This window comes from Granulicella aggregans (assembly GCF_014203275.1).
Taxonomy (GTDB): Bacteria; Acidobacteriota; Terriglobia; order Terriglobales; family Acidobacteriaceae; genus Edaphobacter.
In genome coordinates, this window is the sequence record NZ_JACHIP010000005.1 from 522,654 (window position 1) to 549,068 (window position 26,415).

At 60.0% G+C, this 26,415-nt stretch carries 11 protein-coding genes; 7 read left to right on the plus strand and 4 right to left on the minus strand.

The features are described from left to right. Positions 1 to 62: 62 nt before the first annotated feature. The 3 genes from HDF16_RS19355 to HDF16_RS19365 are packed head-to-tail and all read right to left on the minus strand — an operon-like array spanning position 63 to position 2,879. Positions 63 to 695, minus strand: a complete 633-nt coding sequence (locus HDF16_RS19355; RefSeq protein WP_184220408.1) for a LutC/YkgG family protein — start codon at positions 693 to 695, stop codon at positions 63 to 65. Next, entirely contained in the window at positions 688 to 2,142 is a 1,455-nt protein-coding gene (locus HDF16_RS19360; protein ID WP_184220411.1) for a LutB/LldF family L-lactate oxidation iron-sulfur protein, read from the minus strand. The genes HDF16_RS19355 and HDF16_RS19360 overlap by 8 nt, the downstream gene beginning before the upstream one ends. Next, positions 2,139 to 2,879, minus strand: coding sequence for a (Fe-S)-binding protein (locus HDF16_RS19365; RefSeq protein ID WP_184220414.1), 741 nt, complete (start codon positions 2,877 to 2,879; stop codon positions 2,139 to 2,141). The genes HDF16_RS19360 and HDF16_RS19365 overlap by 4 nt, the downstream gene beginning before the upstream one ends. Before the next feature lie 126 nt (positions 2,880 to 3,005). Here HDF16_RS19365 and HDF16_RS19370 point away from each other — a divergent pair, with 126 nt between their 5' ends. From HDF16_RS19370 to HDF16_RS19400, 7 genes are all read left to right on the plus strand, one after another. Continuing rightward, positions 3,006 to 4,193 carry an L-rhamnose/proton symporter RhaT gene (locus HDF16_RS19370; RefSeq protein WP_184220417.1) on the plus strand — a complete coding sequence of 396 codons (1,188 nt, stop codon included), beginning with the start codon at positions 3,006 to 3,008 and terminating at the stop codon, positions 4,191 to 4,193. Between the two features lie 37 nt (positions 4,194 to 4,230). Continuing rightward, positions 4,231 to 7,644 carry a glycosyl hydrolase gene (locus HDF16_RS19375; RefSeq protein ID WP_184220420.1) on the plus strand — a complete coding sequence of 1,138 codons (3,414 nt, stop codon included), beginning with the start codon at positions 4,231 to 4,233 and terminating at the stop codon, positions 7,642 to 7,644. A gap of 76 nt (positions 7,645 to 7,720) precedes the next feature. Beyond that, complete coding sequence (locus HDF16_RS19380) at positions 7,721 to 8,713, plus strand: amidohydrolase family protein (RefSeq protein WP_246409303.1); 993 nt, start codon at positions 7,721 to 7,723, stop codon at positions 8,711 to 8,713. Beyond that, positions 8,670 to 11,462: a glycosyl hydrolase gene (locus tag HDF16_RS19385; RefSeq protein ID WP_184220423.1), complete on the plus strand. Its 2,793-nt coding sequence runs from the start codon at positions 8,670 to 8,672 to the stop codon at positions 11,460 to 11,462. Before HDF16_RS19380 ends, HDF16_RS19385 begins: the two co-directional genes overlap by 44 nt. Positions 11,463 to 11,558: 96 nt before the next feature. Next, positions 11,559 to 12,329: a VOC family protein gene (locus HDF16_RS19390; RefSeq protein ID WP_184220426.1), complete on the plus strand. Its 771-nt coding sequence runs from the start codon at positions 11,559 to 11,561 to the stop codon at positions 12,327 to 12,329. Positions 12,330 to 12,643: 314 nt separating this feature from the next. Beyond that, the gene (locus tag HDF16_RS19395; RefSeq protein ID WP_184220429.1) at positions 12,644 to 15,769 is read left to right on the plus strand and encodes a serine/threonine-protein kinase; all 3,126 of its coding nucleotides are present in this window, start codon (positions 12,644 to 12,646) and stop codon (positions 15,767 to 15,769) included. A gap of 50 nt (positions 15,770 to 15,819) precedes the next feature. Continuing rightward, positions 15,820 to 16,224, plus strand: coding sequence for a DUF1801 domain-containing protein (locus tag HDF16_RS19400; RefSeq protein ID WP_184220432.1), 405 nt, complete (start codon positions 15,820 to 15,822; stop codon positions 16,222 to 16,224). A 67-nt stretch (positions 16,225 to 16,291) separates the two neighbouring features. On the opposite strand, the gene HDF16_RS19405 is transcribed toward HDF16_RS19400, so the two are convergent. Continuing rightward, positions 16,292 to 26,398, minus strand: coding sequence for a choice-of-anchor D domain-containing protein (locus HDF16_RS19405; protein WP_184220435.1), 10,107 nt, complete (start codon positions 26,396 to 26,398; stop codon positions 16,292 to 16,294). Positions 26,399 to 26,415: the final 17 nt, after the last annotated feature.

Here is a 26,415-nt window from a genome sequence, read left to right on the forward strand (position 1 = left end):
CTGTGCGACTCCTTTTGTCAAGGATTTGCATACGTCCACCCAAACGATATCTTCTTGAAGCCTTATTCGAGCAATAGAACCACGTCGAGGAACCGTGGGCCATGGACGCCTTTGATCCTTGTCATCTCAATATCCGCGGTCGCCGAGGGACCGGAGATGAACGTCGTTGCAAGATGCGCCGTTGGGTTCAGGCGTTCTATCGCTTCCGGCACTGTCGCCACAATCTTCGCAGCATCCACGATGCAGAGGTGATAGTCGGGCACCAATGTTGCGGCGCGACGCCCCTGCCCCGGAACGTTTTGCAGCACGATGGTCCCCGTCTCCGCGATGGCCAGGGTGCACTCGGTCAGGATCCCCTCACACTGGTTCAACTCCGCATGAGAGAGACCCGTGTCCTCGATGAAGTTGAAGCCCGGCGGCAGCAAAGACGATTGCAGGCCTGGCGGAATAACAATGCGCGAGACTTCCCGCGCCTTCAGCATCGCGGCCACTGCTGTCGCCGCATCCGAAGAGGATGCTTCGACCACTTGTGCGTCGTAGTCGTGCAACCGGTGTGTGAGCAAGTCCACCAGTTCCCTGTCAGAAGCCGTGGAGGATTGCCGATAATCCCGGGGAATCTCCTCCCATGAACTGGGAGATCCTGTTGAGGTCGCCCGGGCGATTCTTGCGAGGATCTCGCTGCGAGCGTCAGACATCGCTCCCTCCCTTGGTCTCCGCGCGCTTCTCCCACCACTCGCGGAAGCTCTCTTTCGGCATCGACTGCAGATCGCGCACCTGGGTCCATCCGCCCAGCAGACCGGGAAGCCAACTGATCCAGCCGTCACCCTGGCCATCCTTGCGAACCAGCGGGCGTTCGGCGATACGACCTAGCCGCTGCGCTGCTCGGAACCGGCGTTCGCTGCGGAAGATCGATGCGACCGTCTTCAGCGCGATCGCCTCCGGGTCGGCCCAGCTCTTCTCTTTCACGACCTTATTGCGGAGGTGAATCAACACCTCCGGAATATTGATCTTTACCGGGCACACCTCGTAGCAGGCGCCGCACAGCGACGACGCATAAGGCAGCGATTGCGCGTGTTCCATCTGCATCAACTGCGGCGTGAGGATTGCGCCGATCGGCCCTGCATACACCGATCCATACGCGTGGCCGCCGGTCTGACGATAGACCGGGCAGGCATTCTGGCAGGCTCCACAGCGAATGCAGTTGAGGGTCTGCCGGCCTTCAGCATCAGCAAGAATGCTGGTCCGCGCGTTGTCCATCAGGATTACGTGAAAGGCCTTTGGCCCGTCGCCCGGATGGACTCCCGTCCATATGCTGTTGTACGGATTCATGCGCTCGCCCGTGGCGGATCGCGGCAGCAGTTGCAGGAGGACGCCCAGGTCCTCGTAGCGCGGAATGACCTTGTCGATGCCCGCGATAGTGATCAGCGTGTCTGGCAGCGTGAGGCACATGCGGCCATTGCCCTCGCTCTCCACGACGCAGACTCCGCCGGTCTCCGCGATGAGGAAATTGGCTCCGCTGACTGCCGTCGGCACGGTAAGAAACTTCTCCCGGAGGAAGAGTCGCGCGGCGTCCGCGAGGTCCTGCGGGCTCGGCCCAAGGTCGGGAAGGTTCATCTCGCGGCGAAAGATCTCGCGGATCTGCTGGCGGTTCTTGTGCAGCGCGGGAACGACGATGTGTGATGGCTGGTCGTGACCTAGTTGGATGATCAACTCGGCAAGGTCCGTCTCGTAAGGGCGGATGCCTGCCGCTGCTAACGCAGGGTTGAGTTGAATCTCTTCGGTGGTCATCGACTTGATCTTGATGACTTCCTTGGCGCCCGCGGATTTGGCGAGTGAAACAACAATTTGGCGCGCCTCCGCCGCGTCGCGTGCCCAGTGAACAACGCCACCGGCAGCGGTGCAGTTGCGCTCAAACTGTTCGAGGTACTCGCGCAGATGCTGCATGGTGTGCTCGCGCAGACGCTTGCCGGACTCGCGCAGCTCCTGCCAGTCGGGCATTTCGTCGACCACGATGCGGCGCTTGTTCTGGATTACGTCCGTGGCGTGGCGGACGTTTTTGCGGAGTTGGGTATCGCCAAGAAGGTGACGCGCGGCCATGGGAAAGATCTCTGCCGTGCGCGGATCGAGAGGCTGCAGGCTCATGCGCGGCCCTCTTCCGTGCTTGCCAGAATCTCTGCAAGATGAATCGTGCGTACTCCTGTGCGCTGGCGATGCAGGGCTCCCTGGATGTGCATCAGGCAGCTGTTATCGCAGGCCGTGCAGGCCTCGGCTCCGGTGTTTAGAACAGCGGTCGTCTTCTCTGCAAGCATGGCGCTTGAGACCTCTGCGTTCTTGACGGCGAAGGTACCGCCGAAGCCGCAGCACTGCTCGACATTGGCGATGGGAACGAGATCGATGCCGCGCACAGCCTTCAGCAAACGCAGAGGGCCGTCGCCAAGGTTCAGGTTGCGGAGACCATGACAGCTTGCGTGGTAGGTCACGCGATGAGGGTAGTAGGCTCCGACATCGTCCAGCCCAAGGCGGCGTGTCAGCAGTTCTGAGAATTCGAAGATCTTCGGCAGCAGTTCAGCCACGTCGCGGATCAGATCCGGTCTGCCTATCTCCTCGGCCATCTTCGGGTAGTGGTCTTTCATCATCGCCACGCAGGAAGACGATGGAACGACGACCGCGTCCGCATCGCGAAACTGCGCAACGAAGCGTTCCAGCAGGGGCATGGCTTCCTTCTGGTATCCAGTGTTGTAGTGCATCTGGCCGCAGCAGGTCTGTCCGGCGGGAAAGACCACCGTATGCCCCAGCCGCTCCAGAACGCGGACGACCGCCTTGCCGGTATCCGGAAAGAGGGTGTCGTTATAACAGGTGATGAATAGCGAGATACGCAATCAGCCTCCGCTTGGGCGTCCGTTAGTTTCCGGTGCGCGATTCAATAGAGAGTATATTTCCCTTTCGCATTTCCGATCATGTAGGATGAGTGCGCTTCGCGGCATCCACTCTCTTTTGAGGCAATCATGGGTTCGAACCCGTTTCTCGGAGTCATCTATCACTGGATCGGCGGCTTCGCCTCTGCCACCAACTTTATTCCATTCCGCGGCATCAAGCGCTGGTCGTGGGAGATCTACTGGCTGATACAGGGCGTCGCTGCATGGCTGATCGCGCCAATCGTTCTCGCCGGGCTGCTGGTCCCGGACCTCTTCCAAGTTCTTCACACGGCCTATGCAACGAAACCCCATGCGATTTGGGTCGCTGTCCTCTTTGGCATGCTCTGGGGAGTTGGCGGCCTCACCTTCGGTCTTGCCATCCGCTACCTGGGGATTGCGCTCGGCTATGCAATCGCGCTCGGTCTATGCACCGCCTTCGGAACGCTGGTGCCACCGATCTACCACGGGCAGCTCAACACCATCGCCCATGAGCGCTCCGGCCAGATCATTCTTCTGGGCATTCTCATCTGTCTAATCGCCGTAGCCGTCAACGGCGCCGCCGGACTTTCCAAGGAGCGTGAGATTACCCCGGAAGAGAAAGCTGAATCCGGCGAGCGCGACTTCTCGTTTGTGAAAGGTGTGCTGATCGCCATTGGCGCTGGATTTATGAGTTCCTTCTTCGCCTTCGGCCTGGATGCCGGAGCGCCTATCGGGGCAATCGCCAAGGCGCACCTGATCGAGACGGGCAAGCCGGAGGTGTTTCAAAATCTGCCGGTCCTTGTCGTCGTTCTCTGGGGAGGGTTCGCTACGAATTTTGTCTGGTCGATGATCCTGATCTTCCGCAACCGTTCCTTTGCGCAGTTCACCGGAACGCCCGGCAGCAACCCGATGCGCGCGGTCGCAACCTCCGGAGACACGCTGATGGACTTTGATGCCAGTGACATCGCAGGTCTGTCCCGGCTTTCGAGTGCAACACTCGTTCGCAACTATCTCTTCGCCGCGCTCGCCGGGGTCATTTGGTACTTCCAGTTCTTCTTCTACTCCATGGGCCAGACGAAGATGGGCCGGTACGACTTCTCAAGTTGGACACTGCACATGGCGAGCATCATCATCTTCGCGACTCTGTGGGGTCTTGCGCTGAAGGAGTGGAAGGGTACCAGTCGGCGCACAAAGACGCTCGTCACCTGCGGCCTGATGCTGCTGATCGGATCGACGCTCGTCGTCGGCTATGGCAACTACCTGAAGGCGATGGAGACGACCATCCAAGCCTCTCGCTAAATCGCACATCATTTCCGTTACAAAGGAGTTGGATACGATGCACCCGAAGACACCAAAGACAACGGCCCGCAGGCTGTCACAGTCGCGAGTTGCGACCATCCTCGGCATCTCTTTCGCGCTCTCGCTGAACGCCATGGCCCAGACCGACAAGAACGCCCTGATGAAAGGGTTTGAGAATCCGCCGTCTTCAGCCCAGCCCCGCGTTTGGTGGCACTGGATGAATGGCAATATCACCAAGGAAGGTATCAAGCTGGACCTCGAATGGATGCATCGCTCTGGCATCGCGGGCTTTCAGAACTTCGATGCTGCGTTGGACACTCCGCAAGTCGTGGACAAGCGCCTCGCGTATATGACTCCAGAGTGGAAGGATGCTTTCAAGTATGCGACCACGCTTGCGGACAGCCTGGGGATGGAAGAGGCCATCGCGGGATCCCCTGGATGGAGTGAAACCGGCGGCCCGTGGGTGCCTCCATCGGAAGGGATGAAGAAGTATGTCTGGAGCGAGACCGCGATCGAAGGCGGCAAGCCCTTCAACGGCAAGCTTGCCCATCCGCCATCGAACACGGGCCCCTTCCAGAACATCGAAGGCGGCGATTCGATGGGTCCGGGGACCACTCTTCCGAAGTTTTATGCCGACGCAGTCGTCCTCGCCTATCGCAAGCCGAAGGCGGAGGCTGCGGCTCCTCCGCTCAATCCTAAGATCACTGCCAGCTCGGGATTACCAGATCTGAAGATGCTGAACGATGGCGATCTCGAGACAATGATGAAGCTGCCGATACCGGCCGCAGGAGAAGATGCGTGGATACAGTGGGAGTTCCCCACCGCGCAACGCATCCGCTCGCTGACGATCGTCACTGGTTCCATCAGCGAGATCGTCGGCGCCCTGACCGGGATTGGGAATCCGGAGAAGTCGCTACAGATAAGCGACGATGGTAAGACGTTCCGCGACGTCGCTTCCCTCGCCGACGGCGGGGCTAAGCAGCATACGATCGCTCTGCCGGACGTGCACGCGAAGTTTGTTCGCGTGGTCTTCAAACGTGGGCCCGCTCCAAAGATGCCCTTCTGGGCGGTTGGCATGGATCCAGCTTCCTTTGGAATTTCCACCAAGCCTAAGCCGCCAGAGTATGAGATCGCGGAACTGACGCTGCAAACAGGCGCCCGCGTCAACCGCTTCGAAGAGAAGGCCGCGTTTGTCACTATGCACGACCTTTATAAGTTGGCGACACCTGCGGTCGATGCAGATGCCACCATCGCAAAGGCTGATGTGATCGATCTGACCAGCAAGATGCAGCCGGACGGAACTCTGAACTGGACCCCGCCTGCTGGTGACTGGGTCGCTTTGCGTTTCGGCTACTCCCTGCTGGGAATCACCAACCATCCAGCAACGAAGGAGGCCACTGGCCTTGAAGTCGACAAGCTGAATCACGCGTACGTGAAGAAGTACATGGATGGCTATCTCGACAGCTACAAGGAGACGGTCGGCGCGGATTGGATGGGCAAGCGCGGTATTCGTTACGTCATCACCGATAGTTGGGAGGCGGGCTCGCAGAACTGGACCGACGATATGATCGCGCAGTTCAAGAAGTATCGCGGGTATGATCCTCTGCCCTGGATGCCTGTCCTCGCAGGTCGGGTCGTTGAAAGTGCTGCGGCCAGCGACCAGTTCCTATGGGACTTCCGCAAGACGATCGCGGACCTCATCTCCGACGAACACTACGGACAGGTGCAGGCATCGCTTAAGGAGCGCGGCATCGGGCACTACGGCGAGTCTCACGAAGCTGGGCGCGCCTTTGTCGCCGATGGCATGGAGGTCAAGAAGCTCGACGACATTCCTATGGCCGCCATGTGGACACAGTCTCCGGGCGTGAACCATGAACAGTTCGGGTTCAACGCGGACGATCGTGAGTCGGCTTCAGTCGCCCATATCTACGGCCAAAATCTGGTTGCTGCCGAGTCGATGACCGCAGGCGCCGCTCCGTGGGCATGGTCACCCGCGACGCTGAAGCCCACGGCAGACCAGGAGTTTCTCAACGGCATCAACCGCTTCGTCATTCATGAGTCTGCGCACCAGCCGCTAGTCGGCAAGGCACCTGGTCTGACGCTTGGCCCCTTCGGGCAATGGTTCAATCGCAACGAGACATGGGCGGAACAGGCTCGTCCGTGGATCGACTATCTCGCACGCACAAGCTACCTGCTGCAGCAGGGACACTTCGGCGCAGACATCATCTACTTCTATGGCGAGGATTCGAACCTTACTGCCATCTACGGCGACAAGGCACCGAACATACCCGCCGGCTATGGTTTCGACTACATCAACGCCGACGGCCTGATCCATGTGCTGAAGACTGCTAACGGCAAGATCACAACCGCCAGCGGCATGAGCTATAGCCTCCTTGCGCTCGATCCCTACAGCACACACATGTCACTGCCTGTGCTGCGCGCGATCCACAAGCTTGTTGAAGATGGGGCGACCCTCGCTGGCCCTATGCCAGCAGATGATCCCAGCCTTGGCGACGACCATGCGGAGTTCACGAAGCTCAACAGCGAGCTGTTCGGTGATGGCTCCGGCACACACAAGGTCGGCAAAGGCACGGTCTATGCGGGCCTGAGTCTTGATGATGTCTTTCATACGATGAATCTTAAACCTGATTTCGACTACACCAAGCCAGCACCCGACACGCGGCTGCTCTTCGTCCATCGCAAGCTGGCGGATGGCGATGTCTACTTCGTCGACAACCGCAGCGACAGCCCCGCAACCGTCGACGCCACCTTCCGCGTGGCAGGCAAAGCCCCGCAACTCTGGTACGCCGAGACGGGCAAAGGAGAGCCTGTTTCTTATACAAGCGCCGACGGCCATACCACGGTGCCGCTCAAGCTTGAAGCGTGGGGTACTGTCTTCGTGGTCTTCCGCGAGAGTGCAAAATCGCCGTCTCATACAGTCCCCAACATGCATGAGACAGAGCTCGCAACACTCGATGGAAGCTGGAATGTGAGCTTCCAGAGCGGCCGCGGCGCTCCTGCGACGGCAAGCCTCGACAAGCTCATCTCATGGCCAGAGAGTGCCGATGCCGGTATCAAGTACTTCGCCGGAACCGGCACTTATGTCCGAACGATCGATGCCTCGCCGGAGTGGTTCAAGAAAGGGGTCCAAGTCTGGCTCGATCTTGGCGACGTCAAGAACCTAGCCCAGGTGACGCTCAACAGCAGAGACCTTGCGGTGGTGTGGCACGCGCCGTATCGCGTCAACCTAACTGGCACTCTGAAGCCCGGCAAGAACGAGCTCATCATCAAGGTGACAAATGCATGGGTCAATCGGCTGATCGGAGATGAGCAGCCCGATGCGAAGGTGAAGTACACCTTCGCCGACGTGAAACCCTACAAAGCTGATTCACCTTTGTTGCCCTCGGGCCTGATTGGACCTGTGAAGCTCTACGCAGAGTCACACGAGTAGTAGTTTGGACAGGAAGCAGTCGCGGCGCATCGGCCGCGGCTGTTCGTCTTTAGCGACTGGATCGAGAAAGGTAGACATGGCACCGCGTGTCTTGATGGCCACGAAGATAAATCGCAGAGAGTTCCTCAAGTCCTCTGCGTACATCGGAGGTGTCCTAACCACCGGAGAGATCTTCGCGCCAACGCCTCCGCGTATACCGATCATCGATACGCACATTCATCTCTTCGATCCCACACGCCCCGGCGGCGTTCCGTGGCCAGAGCCATCCGATACCGTGCTCTACAAGCCTGCCTTGCCCGATCGCTACCAGAAGCTTGCGAACAGCTTCAAAGTTGTCGGGGCCATCGCTATCGAGGCCAGTCCCCTGCCAAAGGACAACGATTGGCTTCTCGCCACCGCGAAGAAGAATCCGCTGATGGTTGGGATTATTGGGGACCTTGTTCCGAGCTCGCCAGAGTTCGCGAGTGAGCTTGAACGGCTGCATGAAGATCCACTCTTTCTCGGCCTTCGTTATGGAAACCTTTGGAACCGCAACCTTGTAGATGACGTGAAGCGGGCCGGGTTCATGGATGGATTAAAGATGGTCTCGAAAGCAGGCGTCGTATTCGAGAGCGCCAATCCGAATCCAGCACTCGTCGCAACGCTTGCGGAGATTGCGAGCCGCATACCCGACCTCACCATCGTCGTCGACCATCTTCCCCATGCTGCATCGCCTGCTGATCCGGTAGCGAAGGCCGCTTACATCGACTCGCTCCGCAGGTTGGGCAACGCTCCGCGCGCCTTCATCAAGCTCTCCGAAATTCCCACTGAGAAGAATGGCACAGTTCCAACTAACGTTAGCTTCTATAAGGACACGCTCGACGAGCTATGGAACATCTTCGGCGAAGATAAGGTCCTCTTCGGCAGCGACTGGCCTAACAGCGATCACGTCCTTGCGTATCTTGAGACCGTCAGCATTCTCAAGGACTACGCCGCCGGCAAGAGCCACATTGCGCAGGAAAAACTGTTCTGGAGGAACTCAATCGATGCGTACCGATGGCATCCTCGCCTTCCGAGCCAGCCTCGCTAAATACACCGCAGCGTTGGCCGCGACCTGCCTGCTTGCGCTGACTTTAGGCGCCCAGCAGGCCCAGCTCAACATCGCGCAGATCGAGCAGCAGATCCTCTCGCCCCCAGATGATGCGAAGCCCATGGTGCGATGGTGGTGGTTCGGGCCCGCTGTCGAGAAGGCCGAGATACTACGCGAACTCCAGCAAATGAAGGCGGATAACTTCGGCGGCGTTGAACTGGCATTCGTCTATCCCGAGGTCGTAGACGACCCTGCTCGCGGCCTCAAGAACCTTCCGTTCCTCTCTTCCGCGATGCTCGATGCGGTCACCTACGCTCAGGCAGAAGGCCGCCGCCTTGGTCTGCGCGTCGATGTCACTCTTTGTAGCGGCTGGCCCTATGGTGGACCGGCCACGACTCTCGCTGAAGCCGCAGGGCGTCTTCGAGTCATCGCCCTTCCTCTTCCGCCCGAAGCCACTTCCCTTCCGAAGATGAAACTGAGCGATGGAGAGAGCATCGTCTCAACCTTTATCGCATCAGGCACGCCCGAGACCTGGAACGCCGCAACCGCGCAACCTGCCTCACTCTCAACGCCGACTCAAGCATCCGCACAACCTCGCGTGGCCTTGTTTTTTGTTGCGAGCCACACCTTGCAGCAAGTAAAACGTGCAGCCATAGGAGCCGAAGGATACGTGCTTGATCCCTTCAGCAAACAAGCGGTTGCCACGCATCTGAAGGCAGTCGGGGAGCCGCTCGTGAAAGCCTTCGGAGATACTCCACCGTACGCCATCTTCTCGGACTCGCTTGAAGCCTACGGTGCCGATTGGACACCTTCCTTGCCCGAGGAGTTTCGTAAGCGACGCGGCTATGATCTGCTATCTCATCTGCCCGAACTTGTAGCTGGTGGCTTGCCCGCTGCGGCGCAAGTGCGCCACGACTACGGTCGCACTCTTACCGAACTCGTCGACGAAAACTATCTGGTGCAGATCAACTCCTGGGCGCATAACCACCATACGAAGTTTCGCTCGCAGACATACGGCGAACCTGCCGTCTCTCTTGCAAGCCAGCGCCTTGTGGATCTGCCCGAAGGCGAGGGGCCGCAGTGGAGAGCGTTCTCTACCCTGCGGTGGGCGACCTCGGGCAATCATCTCTTCGGCAACAACATCACATCCGGCGAGAGCTTTACATGGCTGCATTCGCCGGTCTTTCGGGCCACGCCACTCGATATGAAGGCCGAGGCCGACATCGACTTCATCATGGGTGAGAATCAACTTATCTACCACGGCTGGCCTTACTCGGCACCGCAGGTCGGCGAGCCCGGATGGTCCCTCTACGCCGCAGCAGTCTTCAACGACCACAATCCCTGGCACCCGGTCATGCCGTACGTGAACAAGTACGTCCAGCGGCTCAGCTATCTATTACGACAGGGCACGCCCGCAAACCAGGTCGCGATCCTCATGCCAACTGACGACGCATGGGCAGGCTTCGCGCCGGGACACGTGTCGGTCTCGGGCGCGATGAACAAGCTCATCTATCCGGCACTAATCTCAGCTATTCTCTCCGCCGGGTATAACTTTGACTTCACCGATGCCGACACAATCAATCGTCTCGGCATCCATCACTCAGTGCTTGTGCTTCCTCCAACCGATCGCATCCCGCTTGAGACCCTCCGCAAGATCGCCGCATGGGTCAACGCAGGCGGGCACGTCATTGCGTTCGGGCACGCGCCCTTCATCGATGCTGACGGCACTACAACGCAGGAGTTAGTCAAGCTGTCGCAGCAGCTCTTCTCGGGCGCATCCCTCGTCGCCGATCCCGCCACACTTGAAGCCGCTCTGCATTATGCTGCAAGGCCTGACCTTCAACTCACGAACGCAGCTGATTCCGTGCAGGACGGCCTAGGCTTCATCCGCCGCGCTCTTCCTGATGGCGATATCTACTTCGTCGCGAATACATCGAATCACTCCATCCAAGCCCGTGCAGTTCTTTCCAGCAAATTCAAAGGCACCTCTCGCTGGGACCTCGATACCGGTCTTAGCAGCCGCGAAGATGTTCAACCGGACGGCTCAATCGATCTCGACCTTGCGCCGTACGAGTCGGCGCTCTATGTCATCAACGACAAGACTAAGCAGCAGCCTGCATCGCCATCCCCACGCAAAGATGCTCTCGATCTAAGCCGCGATTGGAAGGTCGTATTTACAAACTCCGGCCGCACGAAGCAAGAAGCGACGCTCTCAGACTGGAGCACAGATCCCACCACGGTTCATTACTCGGGCGAGGCCGTCTACAGCCGTGACTTCACATTTGTCTCCGCCCTAAACGGCCCGGTCTACCTCCAGATCGACGGCGGCTCAGCCCTCTCCGGGCCATCCGCCGACAGTCACGGCCCGCCGCCGCTCGGCCCTGATGGCCTTCCCAACGCGAAGATCACGCTTCCCGGCCCGGGTATGCACGCCACCTATGATCCGCCAGTCCGCGAGGCCGCGCTGGTCTCCATCAACGGCCACGACGCGGGAGCTCTTTGGCACCCGCCTTATCGCCTCGAAGTATCAGGGCTGCTGCGACCTGGAGCGAACCATATCGAGATCCACGTCTTCAACACCGCGTTGAATGCCTGGTCGGCACAACCTGCCCACGACTACGGCCCGCTCATCAGGCAATATGGTGACCGCTTCCAGATGCAAGACCTCGACCAGGTAAGACCCATTCCTTCGGGCCTGCTCGGCTCCATCCGTCTTATCTTCGGAGGCGGCCCAAGTCCAAACGAATAATTAATGGTTCGCCGGTTGACAGCGCCGGACAAGGTTGATATCAACATGAGTGCTCAGGAGAAGGCCAACATTCTGTTCCCATAGGAGATGTCAACCATGTTTTCACCAAAAGGCAAGTTTGGCTGGTATGAACTGATTACCACCGACACCAAGGCCGCCGGCAAGTTCTACTCCGACGTCGTCGGCTGGACCACGCACGAGATGCCAAGCACCGAGGGCGGGATGCAGTACACCACCTTCAACATCGGTGAAGTCGGCATCGCCGGTATGCTCAATATCCCCGGGCACACCGGATGGGTGGGCTATATCTCCGTGGACGACGTAGACGCCCACATCGAGAAGATTGTCGAAGCCGGTGGCAAGTTGTTAAGGCCAGCGACGGACGTCCCAGGAATGCTGCGTTTCGCCGTCATGGCGGACCCGCAGGGCGCCGCAATCGTCGTGTTCACGTCGAACCCGGGCATGCCGTCGCCGCAACGTCCCGAGGCTCCCACGCCCGGAACGATCGGCTGGCATGAACTCTACACGACCGATCTCGAAGCGGGCTTCGACTTCTACAACAAGCTCTTCGGATGGACCAAGCTCACCGACATGGACATGGGTCCCATGGGCATCTATCGCCTCTTTGACCAGGGCGACCATAAAGAGATGGGCGACGGCGGGATGATGACGAAAGGCCCGCACATCCCTGTCTCCTGTTGGGGCTTTTACTTCTGCGTGGAATCCATTGGCGCGGCCATAAAGCGTGTAGAAGCGGGTGGCGGGAAGGTGAGCAACGGCCCCATGCAAGTGCCTGGTGGTGGCTGGATCATCCAGGGATCGGATCCGCAGGGCGGCATGTTCTCGCTGGTCAGCAGCGTGGAGTAGCCGCAGAGACAGATTCCGCGAATTTTTGATTGAACATTGGCGTACACCTTCCCGGACCAGGAACACGATCATTCCTGGTCCGGTTCCGATCTTGGCCGGCGCATAATTCTCTTCGGGCATGGCTCTGGACCAGTACCGGCAGGGGCGGCGGTCCCCTTCGCTGGGTACTGAAGTAAGAACATGACCTATAGGCCTGCGGTCAACACGCTCTTTCAGCCAGAGTATCGTTTATACTTCTCGCATCTCACTCGTTTTGAAGGTCTTTCCGAACTAGTGAAAACGGTTCCGGGCAACTTCCGGCGGGTTGCGAAGCTATGGACGATGTTCTTTCGGGGAGCGACAAGTCACGGGTTCCGGAAGAAGCAGCGTCTCGCGATATGCAGGTAGCTCTCGACTCAAAAGCACCTGATAGTTCCCTGCCTCCGAATCGTCACGATCTTGCTGCGATGCTGGAGGACGCCGGCACCACAGTCTTGTCCTCCACGCCGTTGCGCGTCGACACTAATCCCCCGACAATCGCGGTACCACCGCCAACGGACAGCAGCGCAGCCACCATGGTGTCGGGTGCTGAAACCGTCTTCTCAACATCTCCGGTTCGCGCAACTGTTCCTCAAAAAAACCCGAACAACCCCTTCGCCAGTGGAATTCTGCTCGAAATCGGGACCACTCTGGGCGGCCGATATGAGATTCTCGAGCTTCTTGGTCAAGGCGGTATGGGAGCCGTTTATAAGGCAGCCGACCGAGAGGTCGACCGGATCGTCGCCGTAAAGGTCATCCGTCCCGAGATGGCCTCGAATCCTGAGATTCTGGCACGGTTCAAACAGGAGCTCGTGCTCTCGTCCAAGGTAACCGACCGCAACGTGATCAGAATCTATGACCTCGGCGAAGCCCAGGGCGTGAAGTTCATCACGATGGAGTACATGGAAGGTGACAATCTCCACAAGATCCTGAAGGAGCGCGGGAAACTTGAGGTCTCAGAGGCCGTCGAGATCATGGAACAGGTCGCCAGCGGTCTGGCCGCCGCCCATCGGGAAGGCATCATCCATCGCGATCTGAAGCCTGCCAACATCATGCGCGACAAGAGCGGGCGCGTAGTGGTGATGGACTTTGGGCTGGCCCGCACCTTCTCCGGCGATGGGATGACGCAGACCGGAATGATGCTGGGGACGATGGAATATATGTCTCCGGAGCAGGCGCAGGGCATGGAAGTAAAGGCCAGCTCCGACATCTTCACGGTCGGCCTGATCCTTTATGAGTTGCTGACCGGCATTACTCCGTTCCACGCCGAGACCGCGATAGCCAGCCTACTGATGCGCACACAGAAGCGTGCCGCGCCGCTGGTGGATGTAGACCGAAACATTCCCGGCACGCTGAGCAATATCGTTGCCAAGTGTCTTGAAAAAGAGCCTGCAAAGCGCTACCAGAGCGCGGACGATCTCGATGCGGATCTTCGTGTGTGGCAAGGGAAGAGCACTGTTGGCAGGACGATCTCCGCTCCTGCGGCGCGCCGCGATAGACGCATCCCGACGCTCCCATGGCTGCGCGCTGGTGTAGCGGGCGTGCTGATCGCTGCGATCGCTGGTGGAAGCGCCTGGTATTTCATCGGAAAGCGGAAGGCAGCCGGGACTTCGACGGCGCATGGCCCGGTCTCCGTCTTGATTGGCGACTTCGCGAATCACACCGGAGATTCAGTGTTGGATAACACGCTCGAACCGATGCTCGGTGTTGCGATGGAAGGCGCCAGCTTTATCAACGTATACAGCCGCGGAGATGCGCGGAAGTTTGCGAAAAAGCTTCCCAATCCGACCGACGTGCTCGACGAGCAGTCCTCGCGACTCGTCGCGATGAATCAGGGCGTCAACGCCATCATCACCGGCGACATCAGCCGGCGCGGCGAGCAGTATGACATCTCGGCTATTGCGCTCGACACAGTAAGCGGCAACGTGCTCGCCAAGGCGGACGTCACCGTTGCCGACAAGCAGCAGATTCTCAGCGAACTTCCCAAGCTGGCGATCCCGATTCGCCAGGCGCTGGGCGATACAACGCCCGCCTCGGTCCAGTTCGACAAGGTCAGTGGAGGCTTCACCGCCAAGTCGCTCGAAGCCGTCCACTACGACTCTCTCGGAGTGGAGCAGCAGTTCGCCGGCAAGTTCCAGGAAGCATTCAACTCTTTCAAGAAGTCTGCGGAGGAAGACCCGCAGTTCGCGCGGGCTTATACCGGTATGGCGGCAATGTCCCAGAATCTCGGTAGAACGGCCGATGCGGTGAAGTACATGGAGCTGGCCATGCAGAATAAAGACCGCATGACCGAGCGCGAACTCTATCGGAACCAGGGCCTCTACTACCTCACCACGGGCGAGTCGAAGAATTGCATCGATCAATACACGCAGCTTGTCACACGTTATCCCGCCGATCGCGTGGGCTGGAACAACCTTGCGAATTGCTACACGCAACTGCGCAACGCTCCAAAGGCACTGGAAGCGGCAAGGCACGCGGTTGAGATCGTCCCCAAAGGCGTAGGACAACGCTTGAACCTCGCCTTCATCGCGGCGTTCGCTGGCGACTTTTCGACCGGAGAAAAGGAGGCGCGCGCCGCGCTTGATATCAGTCCGACCTCCGCACAGGGACAATTAGTGCTCGCCGAAGCGCAGACCGGAAAGAGCCAGATCGACGCGGCGGCGAATAGCTACCGACAGCTCGAGAAGACTGGTGCGCCTGGCGCTTCGACCGCCGCCGATGGGCTAGCCGATCTCGCGGCCTACCAGGGCAATTATGCAGAGGCCGCTCGGATTCTTACCCAGGGCGCTGCAACCGATGCAGCCGCGAAAGACACGGACAGCGCCGCGAGGAAGTACGCGGCGCTTGCGAACATCGAGGAGTTGCAGGGACATCAGCCTGCTGCGCTTACCGACATGGCGAAGGCGTTGGCCGCCAGCCAGTCTCTGCAGATTCAGATGTTGGCAGGCACCCTATACGTGGAAGCGGGAGACCTGGCCAAAGCACAGAAGGCCGCGGCCAGCCTTGCTGCGCAGAAATCTACTGAACCGCAGGCTTACGGAAAGATCCTCCAAGGACTGATTGCCTTGAAAAGGAAGGACAGCAAGGCGGCGATTGCACAGATCATAGCCGCAAATGGCTTGCTGGACACATGGATCGGCCACTTTGAGCTAGGAAGAGCGTACCTGGAAGCGGGCGCATTTCAAGAGGCCAGCGCTGAGTTCGATCTATGCCTGAAGAGGCGAGGCGAAGCAATCGAACTGTTTGACGACAACGTGCCGACCTATGCCTACTTTCCGCAGGTGTACTACTACCAGGGACGCGCAAGGCAAGGCATGAAGAATGCTGCATACTCCGACTCTTATAAGAACTATCTCAGCACGCGCGGAGCGTCTTCAGACGATCCATTGGCTCTCGAAGTTCGCCGTCTCGTCGGCCAGTAAGAGAGCAGGCTTCTCACTCACCCGCCCATCTCGAATCCGGAAGTGCAGCGATGGTAAGAACGGAGTTATTGCGGTTTGATGGCGCTGTGGAGCGCGATCCCGCTATCGACGAATGGATGAAAGACCATGAAGGCGAGCTAGGAGACATCGCGCGACATTGGTTTGATGTGATGAGAAGTTGCGGTGACGAAGCCCGCGAGCTTCTCCATGATGGTTGCCCGGTCGCCTGCCTGGGAGATGCCGCCTTTGGCTATGTCAACGTGTTTACCTCGCACGTGAATGTCGGGTTTTTCCAAGGCGCGGCGCTGCCCGACCCATCCCGCCTGCTGCAGGGCGCTGGTAAATTCATGCGCCATGTGAAGTTGAGGCCTGGAACCATCACGAACTCTGGGGCGTTGAACGAGCTTATTGCTGCTGCGTACGCGGACGTAAAGTCTCACGTCGAACAGGGCTAGCTGAACGACCTAAGCCCCTGACCGGCGGCCGTCACCGCGAGAAACATCGCAGTGACGGCGAGTGGCCCTAGTTTCCGGTGCCTGACAGAGGAACGGTCTGGGTTCCCCCGCCGTTCTGGGCGTTATCGACGAAGGTCAGGTTTGCGCTGAACTTGCCCGTCACTGGTGGTGTGAATTTGACCGCAACCGTGCAACTTGCCCCGACAGCGAGCGAACTCCCGCAGTTACTTGTTTTCGTAAAGTACGTCGCGTTGGTGCCCGTGACGCTGATGCCGGTCAAGCTCAACAGAGTCGCTCCGGTGTTGGTCAACGTCGCGTTTAGTGTGCTGCTGGTTGCGTGCTTGATCGTCCCAAAGCTCAGGCTACTCGGAGTGACGGTCGCGACAGGATGGATGACAAGCGCGTTGAGTGCGACCGGCTGCGGGCTTCCCGGAGCGTTGCTCATGATCTGCAGTGTCGCGGTCTGGGGCGTGTAGTACGGCCCCGCGAGGAATGCAATCGTAACAAAGCAGGTCTTTCCAACACCCAATTGTCTCGGACAGAGACTGAGGGCGAGGAACTCACTGGAATCCCCTCCTCTCACGATCGACAGGAGCGGGTCGGTGATCGTAGCTGGAGCAGTCCCGGTGTTGGTCAAGGTGATGGTCTTCGCCGCGATGCTTCCCACGTAGAGCGTACCGAAGTCGATGCTCGATGCGGACACACTGAGCAATGGCCCAGCAGCAATCACCGTCTTCGTGATTGTCGGCGCTGCGGCGTAGGCCGCATTCCCTGGCTGGTTGGCGATCACCGAGCACGTTCCTGTGCTGTTGGTCATGGTGTAAACCGCGCCCAGATTGCTGCAAGCTCCAGCGCTGGTGAAAGCGACTGCTCCGCCACTGGTGGCTGTCGCCGCCACCGTGAAGCTGGTGTTGTAGAGCGCGCTTGCTGGAGGGTTGATGGTGAATGTAATCGTCTGGGGCTTCGGCTGCACGGTCAAGGTTCCGCTTACGTAGAGGAACGAGTAGTTGGTCGTGGCCAGGGTTCCGGTTGATACCGTGATCGGATAGCTTCCGGGAACGCTCGACGAAGTAGCCGTGGTCGACAATGCCGGCCCGCCGCTGATGACAGCCGCTGTATCGTTGCCGATAAAACCGCTGTAGCCGTAGGTCAGCGGTGGCAGCGCCTGTCCGTAGACGCTAGTGAGATTATTCGCCGTCACCTTCAGCACTGCCGGGAAGATGGTGAAGGACTGGGTCAAAGATGCCGCGCTATAGGTGCTGTTACCCGCTGCGGATGCGGTGATCGCGCACATGCCGATCCCACTGATCTTACCGCTCGTTGTGCATGGACCCGACGCCGTGAAGCTGACCGGCAGGCCGACAGAGGAGGTCGCGCTCAACGTAAACGAGCCGCCATACTGCGCATTCGGCAGCGTAGCGAAGTTGATCGTCTGCGACTTCACATTGGAGCCCTGCGCAAGAACCATGAACGTCCCCGATACAGAGTTCGCAGCGTTGAAGGAGGTTGTGCCTGGCTGTGCCGCAGTGACGGTGCAGCTGCCCGTACCGCTGAGAGCGATCGTAGCGGAAGAGACATTGCCGGTGATCGACTGGCTACCGACTGCGCACGACCCGGCTGCGCCGAAGACTACCTGAAGCCCGTTCGGAGCGCCGTTCGACATCGAGGTCGCGGTTACGGTTACGGTAGGTGGAGTAGTGATGACGACCGAACTTGGCAACGCGCCCAGAACGATCGTCTGATCGTTCTTCACAACTGCCGGGGCCGACTGCTGGCTCGCGCGTTGCGTTCCACCGGTATCCGGAACAAGCGTGGTGGTAATCGTGTAGACCACGGTGGTTGCAGTGAGGTCAGGGTTCGTGTCGGTAAACTCCGTCGCCGGAGGATTTCCGTTCACGCCGCTAACGCTGCCAATCACGATCGGCGTCGCTCCGTTCGAGCTGCGATAGATCGTGTAGGTCTGAACCACTCCGAAGGCCGGTGCCTTCCAGTTGATCCTGACGCCTGTGGGTGTCGCCGTCTGGGTAGGCGAAGTCGGCACACGAACGACCGAGTTAGCCGTCTCGTAGGTCAACTCGGTGTTCGCGGTCGGTCCCGCGCTCGCCGGTGTGATGCTGGGGACGCTGGCGAGCGAGATGCTCGAGGAGCCGCTACCGAGGTTAACACTGCCGCCATTCCCTAGGGTGACCACGCCACCGCTACCAAGCGTGACGTTGCCGCCACTGCCGAGGGTGATGGTACCGCCGCTACCAAGGGTGATGTTGCCGCCACTACCCAGCGTGACGTTTCCGCCGCTGCCAAGAGTGACATTGCCGCCGCTACCAAGGGTGATCGTTCCGCCGCTGCCAAGAGTTACATTGCCACCACTGCCAAGAGTGACATTGCCGCCGCTGCCTAGCGTAATCGTACCGCCGCTGCCAAGGGTGACATTGCCGCCGGCTGAGACAACGGTTGTGACGCCACCATCCGTGACCGTGCCGCCGCTACCAAGCGTCACATTGCCGCCGCTGCCGAAGACGAGGGTACCACCGCTGCCAAGTGTGATGTTGCCACCGCTGCCGAGGGTCACATTACCGCCACTGCCAAGCGTGACATTGCCACCGCTGCCGAGAGTGATTGTTCCGCCGCTGCCGAGAGTGACATTGCCACCACTGCCGAGGGTGACGTTGCCGCCACTTCCCAAAGTTACCGTGCCGCCAGCACCCAACGTTGCGCTTCCACCACTGCCAAGGGTGACATTCCCGCCGCTGCCAAGCGCGACATTGCCACCGCTGCCAAGCGTCACGGTTCCACCGCTGCCAAGCGTGACATTGCCGCCACTGCCGAGAGTTACGTTGCCACCACTGCCAAGGGTGATGGTTCCTCCGCTGCCAAGCGTCACGTTGCCCCCGCTACCAAGAGTGACGTTGCCGCCGCTGCCGAGAGTGATGGTTCCTCCACTGCCCAGCGTCACGTTGCCACCGCTACCAAGAGTGACATTGCCGCCACTGCCAAGAGCGATGGTGCCGCCACTGCCCAGCGTTACGTTGCCGCCGCTGCCAAGTGTGACATTTCCGCCGCTGCCAAGTGTGATCGTGCCGCCGCTACTGTCGATGGTGTAGCTGCCACCGGTCGAAGGAATGGTGACCGTACCGCCACCATTTCCGAGAGCGATGGTCCCGCCGCTGCCAAGCGTTACATTGCCGCCGCTGCCAAGCGTTACATTGCCGCCGCTGCCAAGCGTGATCGTGCCGCCGCTGCCAAGAGTGACGTTGCCGCCGCTACCCAGTGTCACATTGCCGCTGCTGCCCGGCGTGACCGTGCCGCCGCTGCCCAAAGTGACATTACCGCCACTGCCAAGAGTTACATTGCCGCCGCTACCAAGTGTGATCGTTCCGCCACTGCCCAGCGTCACATTGCCGCCGCTGCCCAGCGTCACGTTGCCACCGCTGCCAAGGGCTACAGTGCCACCGCTGCCAAGGGTCACGTTGCCACCTGAGCCGATGTTCAGCGGCGCTGCCGAAGAACCAAATGAGAGCAGAGTCGACAAGGACGCGAACTGGCCGCCGGTTGCGCCGACCTGGCGCAGGTCCATGTTGGTGAGATCGTTGAAACCGCGTTCCTTCGTCTGCAACACTCCGATGCCGTTAAGGTCCTGCCCGTTCGACCACGGAGGAGCGATCGGAGAGATCGGCGCATCGACGCGGTAGATCGAATCCCCCGTGAGCGCGGTACCGTCACAGTGGCGCGTCGCAGCGCTGCCCGGGGAACCGGGAGCATACGGAACGTACCAGGCCGAGGTAGAGAAGGTCGCCGCATTGTTGGAGAGGTCGGTAAGCTGAGGTACCGAACCCGCCGCGCTCTCGTTCAACGTGTTCAGTGTCTGGTTCGAGAATGCAATCGTTCCATCAGGCCCCACTCCATCCAACTGGAACAGGTAGTTCATGATGCTCTGATAGTTCGGCTTGCAATTGGCTTCGAACGTTGGAACGTAGCTGCTGCTCGTGTCGTAGTAGAGGCCGCCGTGGCTCAGGCCGAGCGTGTGGCCAATCTCATGGAAGAGCGTGCCGGCCACTACAGTGGCCTTCTTGCTCATGTCCTGATTCGGTGCCGTCAGCCAGAGACCAAGCGTCACAGCAGAGTCCGCGCCGCCGAGATCCGAGTAGCCGGAGATGCTGGTAATCGTTCCGGAGGTGAGACCAATCACCGGCTCAGGCAGGGTGGTGTTGGGGTAGCTCCAGTTCGGGACACCAGGAGTTGCCACCGTGATCGTCTTCGAATCGGCGCAGCTTGTGGTGTTATAGATCCCGTTGAGGCTGGGGTTCCCAAGTACACCGCCGAGCGTAATGCGCTTCGGGCAAGCGCTGATTCCGGTGCCTCTATCGGCAGTGACGATCGTCGTCACTCCATTCACCACGTTGATCGACGTAAGGGTTCCAAAGCGCGTGTTGTAAGCAGGGATCGCCAGTGAGTGCCCGAAGAGAACGTAGTGATAGCTGTCCTTCTGTCCGTAGGGGAAGCGCGTGGTGCAATCTCCGCCCGAGAGGCAAGAGGCTAGGTTGCGTGGATATAGCTTTGAGAACTCAAGGCTGTTCTTCCAGCCGATGACTCCCGGCTGGCTTGGGAACTGGCACAGCGTCGCGGGAGTGGTGGTCAGGTCATCCGTGCAAGTCGTCTCCGGCACGGCGTTTCCAACCTGGAGATGCAGCTGCACCCCGGACTGGGCGAACGCCTGCTGCACCATCACCAGAGGATCGTTGCCGCTGGCGTCAGGCGAGGGGAAGAGATTCTCCTGGGCCGGGTCGCACGAGCCGCTGGCGAGCACGGCACCGCACATGTAATCCATTTGGACGAACAGGTCCTTCTGGCCGTGCTTTGCTCCGGGCAAGCCCACCCACGTACTGGTCTTCACGTCGTAGTAACCCGGCTGCCCTGCGTGGAAGTCGCCCGCCGCCGGGCCTGCCTTCCAGGCGTCGAGAATTCCGTCATTGTCACTGTTCTTGACCGGCGTGCTCAGGATCACTGCAGCATAAGCTGCTGCGGGATTAAGAGGCGCACTGTACTGGTTCGACTGTCCCAGCGTGACCGTGTTGACGCTGTTGTTCCAAACTCCTCCGGAGGCAAAGAGGTTCGTATTCTTGCCCGTTCCGTTCGCTCCGCCCACCGCGTCATAGAATCCCTGGACAACCTGCGTAGCCCCGGCTGTGGGTAGCCCCGCACCGTCATAGATGACCACGGACTTCAGCGGGAAGTTCGGGGACAGGACGCGATAGACGAGCACCAGGCTCGCACCCTCGGTGAGCGGGTAGGTGCTTCCGCCGCTGTCGGGCAGAGAGACCGTATACGGACCCGAGACAGTGCGAATCCCATTTGCGCCGACCGGCAGGTAGATATTGACGCTGGCGCGATAGGAGCGAAGGGTCCCGGTAACGGCGCCGTCCGTATAGTTCGGAATGTCACTGCCGATCTGCTGGCCAACGATGGGATAGCCGTTGAAGGTTCCATTGGTGGAGGAGGCCGATGCGGTGTTTTCGAGCGACTCCCAGTAAAGGAATGCGTCGACGACGTCAGCTCCGTCAGGAATGCCGCCGGCCGCGCCTGGTATCGCGCGGGGAATCGTTATGACTCCGGTAGCGATTCCGTTGTGACCGGTTCCACGCAAAGTGACTCCGGCTGAGACGTAGTCGCCAGTCAGGAAGTAGTTGTTTTCGAGTAGTAGCGGGTTGGGCGACGGCTGTTGCGGAAGGCCGCTCGAGACGAGCAGGTTGACCGGGGACCCAATGGCGACCTGCGTCCCGGCTACTGGGTTCTCGCTGATGATGCTGCCTGCGGGCACGGTCTGGCTCGATGCGGTGGACACGCTTCCCATACCGAGACCTACGGCGTTTAGGGGTGCGGTCGCAGCTGCCTGCGCCTGCCCAACCACGTTGGGGACGGCCACGGTACCGGCGACTCCATTGTTCGCTCCGATACCGAAGATCGGGATGGTCTGCGTACCGGGAGTGGTGCCATTCAGGCTGTTATCAGTAAAGACAGCGCTGCCAGAGAAGAAGGTCGCGCTCTGCGGCGTGAAGCTGAAGCTCTCTCCACAGCTTCCGCCCGGAGCCAACGGAAGACTGGTTGAGCAATCGGGGCTTGAGTTCTGGGTAAAGCTGGTACCCAGATTGAACGCAAGCGAACCTGTCAGGGGCTGGTTGCCTACGTTCTGAACCGTAAAGGTTACAGGGCTGTCCGTGCTTGTGCTGCCAACGTTCGTCGTGGCGAAGCTGATCGCCGGTGGCTGCGACCGACTCAGTTCCGCCACCCGGTTCAGTCCATTCACCGCGATGAAGATGTCGCCCGCCCCATCTACCGCCAGGCCGGCAAGAACATTCAGACCGCTGGTGGGTATCGTGGTCTGCACCCCGCTGGGCGTAACCTCGAATACCACGTTCAGGATTTGGTCCGAAACGAAGACATCGCCCGCCGCGTCGACTGCCACTCCGTTGCCGGCGGCGAGTCCGCTTAGCGGTACGGTGCTCTGAATTCCCCCGGGTGTCACTTTCAGCACTCGCGCGTTTCCAGAGTCCAGGAAGAAGACATCTCCCGCGCCATCGACCGCCGGATAGTAAGGATGATTCACTCCGGTAGTGGGCACCGTGGTCTGCACGCCACTCGGCGACACCTCTACCACCCGGTTGTTGTTCAGGTCGGTAATGAACACGTTGCCCGATCCATCCACTTTCACGCCGGTTGGCGCAGAGAGTCCGGTGGTAGGCAGCGTAGTCTGAACGCCGGCGGGCGAAAGTACCACCACGCGATTGTTGCTCGTGTCCGCAAGGTAGATATTCCCCGCTCCATCCAGAGCCACATCGTAGAAACCAGCTGCGCCGAAACCGCTCACAGGCAACGTGGTCTGGACGCCCGAAGGCGTTAGCTTGACCGCTCCGGTGCCACCTGCGACATAGACATTGCCCGCTGCATCCACCGCGACGCCGGCCGCGCTGGAGGCCAACGCGCTCGAAGTCGTCTGCGCGGCGGGGCTGAACGCAATCACCGCTCCCTGGCCGACGCCATGGATCGAAGTCGAGGCCACCTGGTTGCTGTTGTTGTCGAAGATCTGCACAGCGCCCATGCGCAGCCCGGGTGCGAGCGGGGCGAAGTTGACGTTCACCGTGCAGGCGTTGCCACCGGTGACGGTACCGATGCAGGTGTTGCTGCTGCCGAGCGTGAAGTCGAGGCCGGTAAGGCCTTGCGTGACCACCCTGGTTGCGCCGATCGTCGTGGTCGTCGGCAGGTTGAATGTCACGGCCATCGTGGCGACGCATCCCTGCTGAGTGCTTCCGGCGGGGCAGACATTGATGTTGCCGAAGCTCGGATTGACGAAGCTCGCGGTAACATTTTCAACCTGAGTGACCAGTACGAAGCAAGTGGGACTGACTCCCGAACTGGCGCAGGCCCCACCCCAGCCCAGGAAGGTTGAAGTTGCGGACGGATTCGCCGTCAGCGTGACCAATGCGCTTGAGGGTAAGCTCGCGGTACACGTTCCCGTCGGAGTTCCATTTACTTCGCTGCAGTTGATCGCCCCGCTGAGATCGGTCACAGTACCTGATCCCGAGCCAATCTCCGAGACGGTAAATTGGAAGAAGCTCTGGACCGGCTTCGCACCGAAGCCGAGCAGGGAGACTGTCTGTGCTGCATTCGAGGAGTTCAGAGCGTTGTCGTAGAAGGTGGTCGCTCCGGCCTGCGGCTGGGTGTAGCTCTGCGGTGCAAACTGGATCGTCGTGTTACAGATCTGGCCTGGTGTCAGCGCGAAGCTTGCGGCGCAGTCGGCAGGCGAGCCTTGCCCAGCAACCTGCGAGTAAGCGACTCCGGAGACGACCAGACCTGAACCGGCGGCATCGAGCGGCTGGTTGCCAACGTTCTGCAGCGTGATCGACTGAGTGGTCGTGTTGCCCACAACAACGGTGCCGAAGCTCAAGGATGGCGGTTGGGAACGATTGATCTCCAGAACCTGGCCAGCATTGGTCTCCGGAATATAGAGATCGCCCGCTGCATCCACCGCCACGGCGACGGTAAAGATTCCGCTCAGCACGGGAGTCTGGCAACTGCTGCTGGTGCAGCCAGCCGGAACCTCCACAACGGTCACACTACCTTCATCCGCGACGAAGACATCTCCTGCCGCATCCACTGCCACGCCCACAGGTTGATTCCAACCCTGGCCGACCTTGATCTGGCAAGTGCTGTTCGTGCAACCGGCCGGCACTTCCACAACTTGCTTGAGCCCGAAGTCCGCGACGAACAGATCGCCAGCCGCATCCGTCGCCACGCCGACGGGATTTGCTCCGGCTGGGTTATACACAACGGTCTGACAGGCGGCGGTGGTGCAGCCAACCGGAACTTCAACCACCTGGCTTCCCGTGAAGTCACTGATAAACACGTTGCCGGGTCCATCCACGGCGACGCCCAGCTGGGCGGCCAGACCGACACCGACCGTCGTCTGGCACGAAGCCGTGGTGCAGCCCGCCGGGACCTCGACCACCTCATTCAAATTGTTGTCCGCGATGTAGACGTTCCCTGCTCCGTCGACGGCCATTCCCTGGGGATAGTTAAGGCCTACACCCACGGAGCTCACCGTGCCATTCGCAGCAACCTTCAGGACCTGGTGAGTCGCCGTATCCGAGATGAACACGTTCCCCACCGCGTCTACCGCCACGCCTTCGGGCTTGGTGAGCGGGTAAGTGGCAGTTGTGTTCAAGAGGCTCTGAGTGCCTGGCCCAATTGCCACGGCCGGCCCCTGGCCCACGCCGTAGACCGGAAAGCTCAGCGCGACACCAGACTGATTGGGGAAGTAGAGTTGCACCGCGCCCGTCCGTACTCCGGGAGCTGTCGGGGTGAAGGTGACGTTGACGACGCAGCTTCCGGTGCTGCCCACGCCCTGACAGGTGCTTCCACTGCCCAGCGTGAAGTCGAGACCTGAAGTGCCCTGGGTCAAGACAACTGGTGTTCCAAGCTGCTGGAACCCCGAAACGTTGACCGCGAACGAGATCGTCTCGTTGCACGGTGCTGGAGTCGTCGCCCCCGCTGGGCAGACGTTGACGTTGCCGAAGTTTCCCGAAGGCAGAAGCACCCATGTGTCGCCTAGAACGCCGTTGTTTTGCCCTCCAAACAGGAGCATCTGAGACGATGCCGCGTCATAGACCATGCTGTTTTCAACGTTGCGGGCGGACGGGCTGACGGAAGTGGGGTACAGAGTCCAGGTGCTGCCGTTCCACAGCCAGGTGTCATTCTGAAGATTACCGGAGGTGCCTTGTCCGCCGAACAGCACGACTTGGCCTATCGCTGGGTCATAATCCATGCTACTGCCCTGACGAATGCCGGGATTGTTCGCGGGAGACTGCCGGGTCCAATTCGTGCCGTTCCAAACCCAGGTGTCGCTAAGATCGCTCGAACCACCGAACCCACCGAACAGGACGACCTGGCTGGTTGCGGCGTCGTAGGCCATACTGGCGACGGCGCGCGCGGGCGGGATGCTTGTGGGTGACTGTTGGATCCAGTCGGTTCCGCTCCAAACCCAGGTGTCGTTCAGCTCGACACCCCCTGATGCGTCTAACCCCCCGAACATCAGCAACTGGCTCGTCGCCGTGTCGTAGGCCATAACCTGATTGATGCGCGCCGGCGGGACGGTCCCAGGGCTCGCCTGGGTCCAGTTCGTACCGTCCCATAGCCAAGTATCGGCGGTTCGGCTGTTGGCCGTCTCACCTCCGAACATCACCACCTGGCCGTGCACCGGGTCGTAGGCCATGGCAGCCCAGATACGCGCGGGCGGGACGGTCGCGGGATTTGCCTGGGTCCAGGTGGCACCGTTCCATAACCAGGTCTCGTTGAGAAGATCGCTGCCGTATCCCCCGAACATGACAACCTGGCCGTGCGCCGAGTCGTACGCCATCGCATTGTCGGTGCGACCAGAAGGACTGCTCGCAGGCGACTGTTGAGACCACCCTGGCATGAAGGTATACTGCGCCCGCGCCGCGACGCTAAAGGCGCCCAATAGGGCAACCGCTATCGCAAGCGAGAGAACGGTTCGAGTCCGAGCAAATCCGTCCCACAAACTTTCCAGAAGTATGTTCAAGCTCCGAACGGCGGGACGCGTAGAAGAAAGAAACTGCTCTGAGAAACGCGCGCTGCGCCACGAGACCGCGGAATGCTTGGTCATACTTGAAACTCCTGGGA

Excerpts from the sequence above, each read along its gene's own strand:
- HDF16_RS19380 (WP_246409303.1), top strand. The coding sequence starts at position 7,721 with ATGGCACCGCGTGTCTTGATGGCCACGAAGATAAATCGCAGAGAGTTC.
- HDF16_RS19395 (WP_184220429.1), top strand. The coding sequence starts at position 12,644 with ATGGACGATGTTCTTTCGGGGAGCGACAAGTCACGGGTTCCGGAAGAA.
- HDF16_RS19360 (WP_184220411.1), bottom strand. The coding sequence starts at position 2,142 with ATGAGCCTGCAGCCTCTCGATCCGCGCACGGCAGAGATCTTTCCCATG.
- HDF16_RS19390 (WP_184220426.1), top strand. The coding sequence starts at position 11,559 with ATGTTTTCACCAAAAGGCAAGTTTGGCTGGTATGAACTGATTACCACC.
- HDF16_RS19375 (WP_184220420.1), top strand. The coding sequence starts at position 4,231 with ATGCACCCGAAGACACCAAAGACAACGGCCCGCAGGCTGTCACAGTCG.
- HDF16_RS19405 (WP_184220435.1), bottom strand. The coding sequence starts at position 26,398 with ATGACCAAGCATTCCGCGGTCTCGTGGCGCAGCGCGCGTTTCTCAGAG.
- HDF16_RS19355 (WP_184220408.1), bottom strand. The coding sequence starts at position 695 with ATGTCTGACGCTCGCAGCGAGATCCTCGCAAGAATCGCCCGGGCGACC.
- HDF16_RS19370 (WP_184220417.1), top strand. The coding sequence starts at position 3,006 with ATGGGTTCGAACCCGTTTCTCGGAGTCATCTATCACTGGATCGGCGGC.
- HDF16_RS19385 (WP_184220423.1), top strand. The coding sequence starts at position 8,670 with ATGCGTACCGATGGCATCCTCGCCTTCCGAGCCAGCCTCGCTAAATAC.
- HDF16_RS19400 (WP_184220432.1), top strand. The coding sequence starts at position 15,820 with ATGGTAAGAACGGAGTTATTGCGGTTTGATGGCGCTGTGGAGCGCGAT.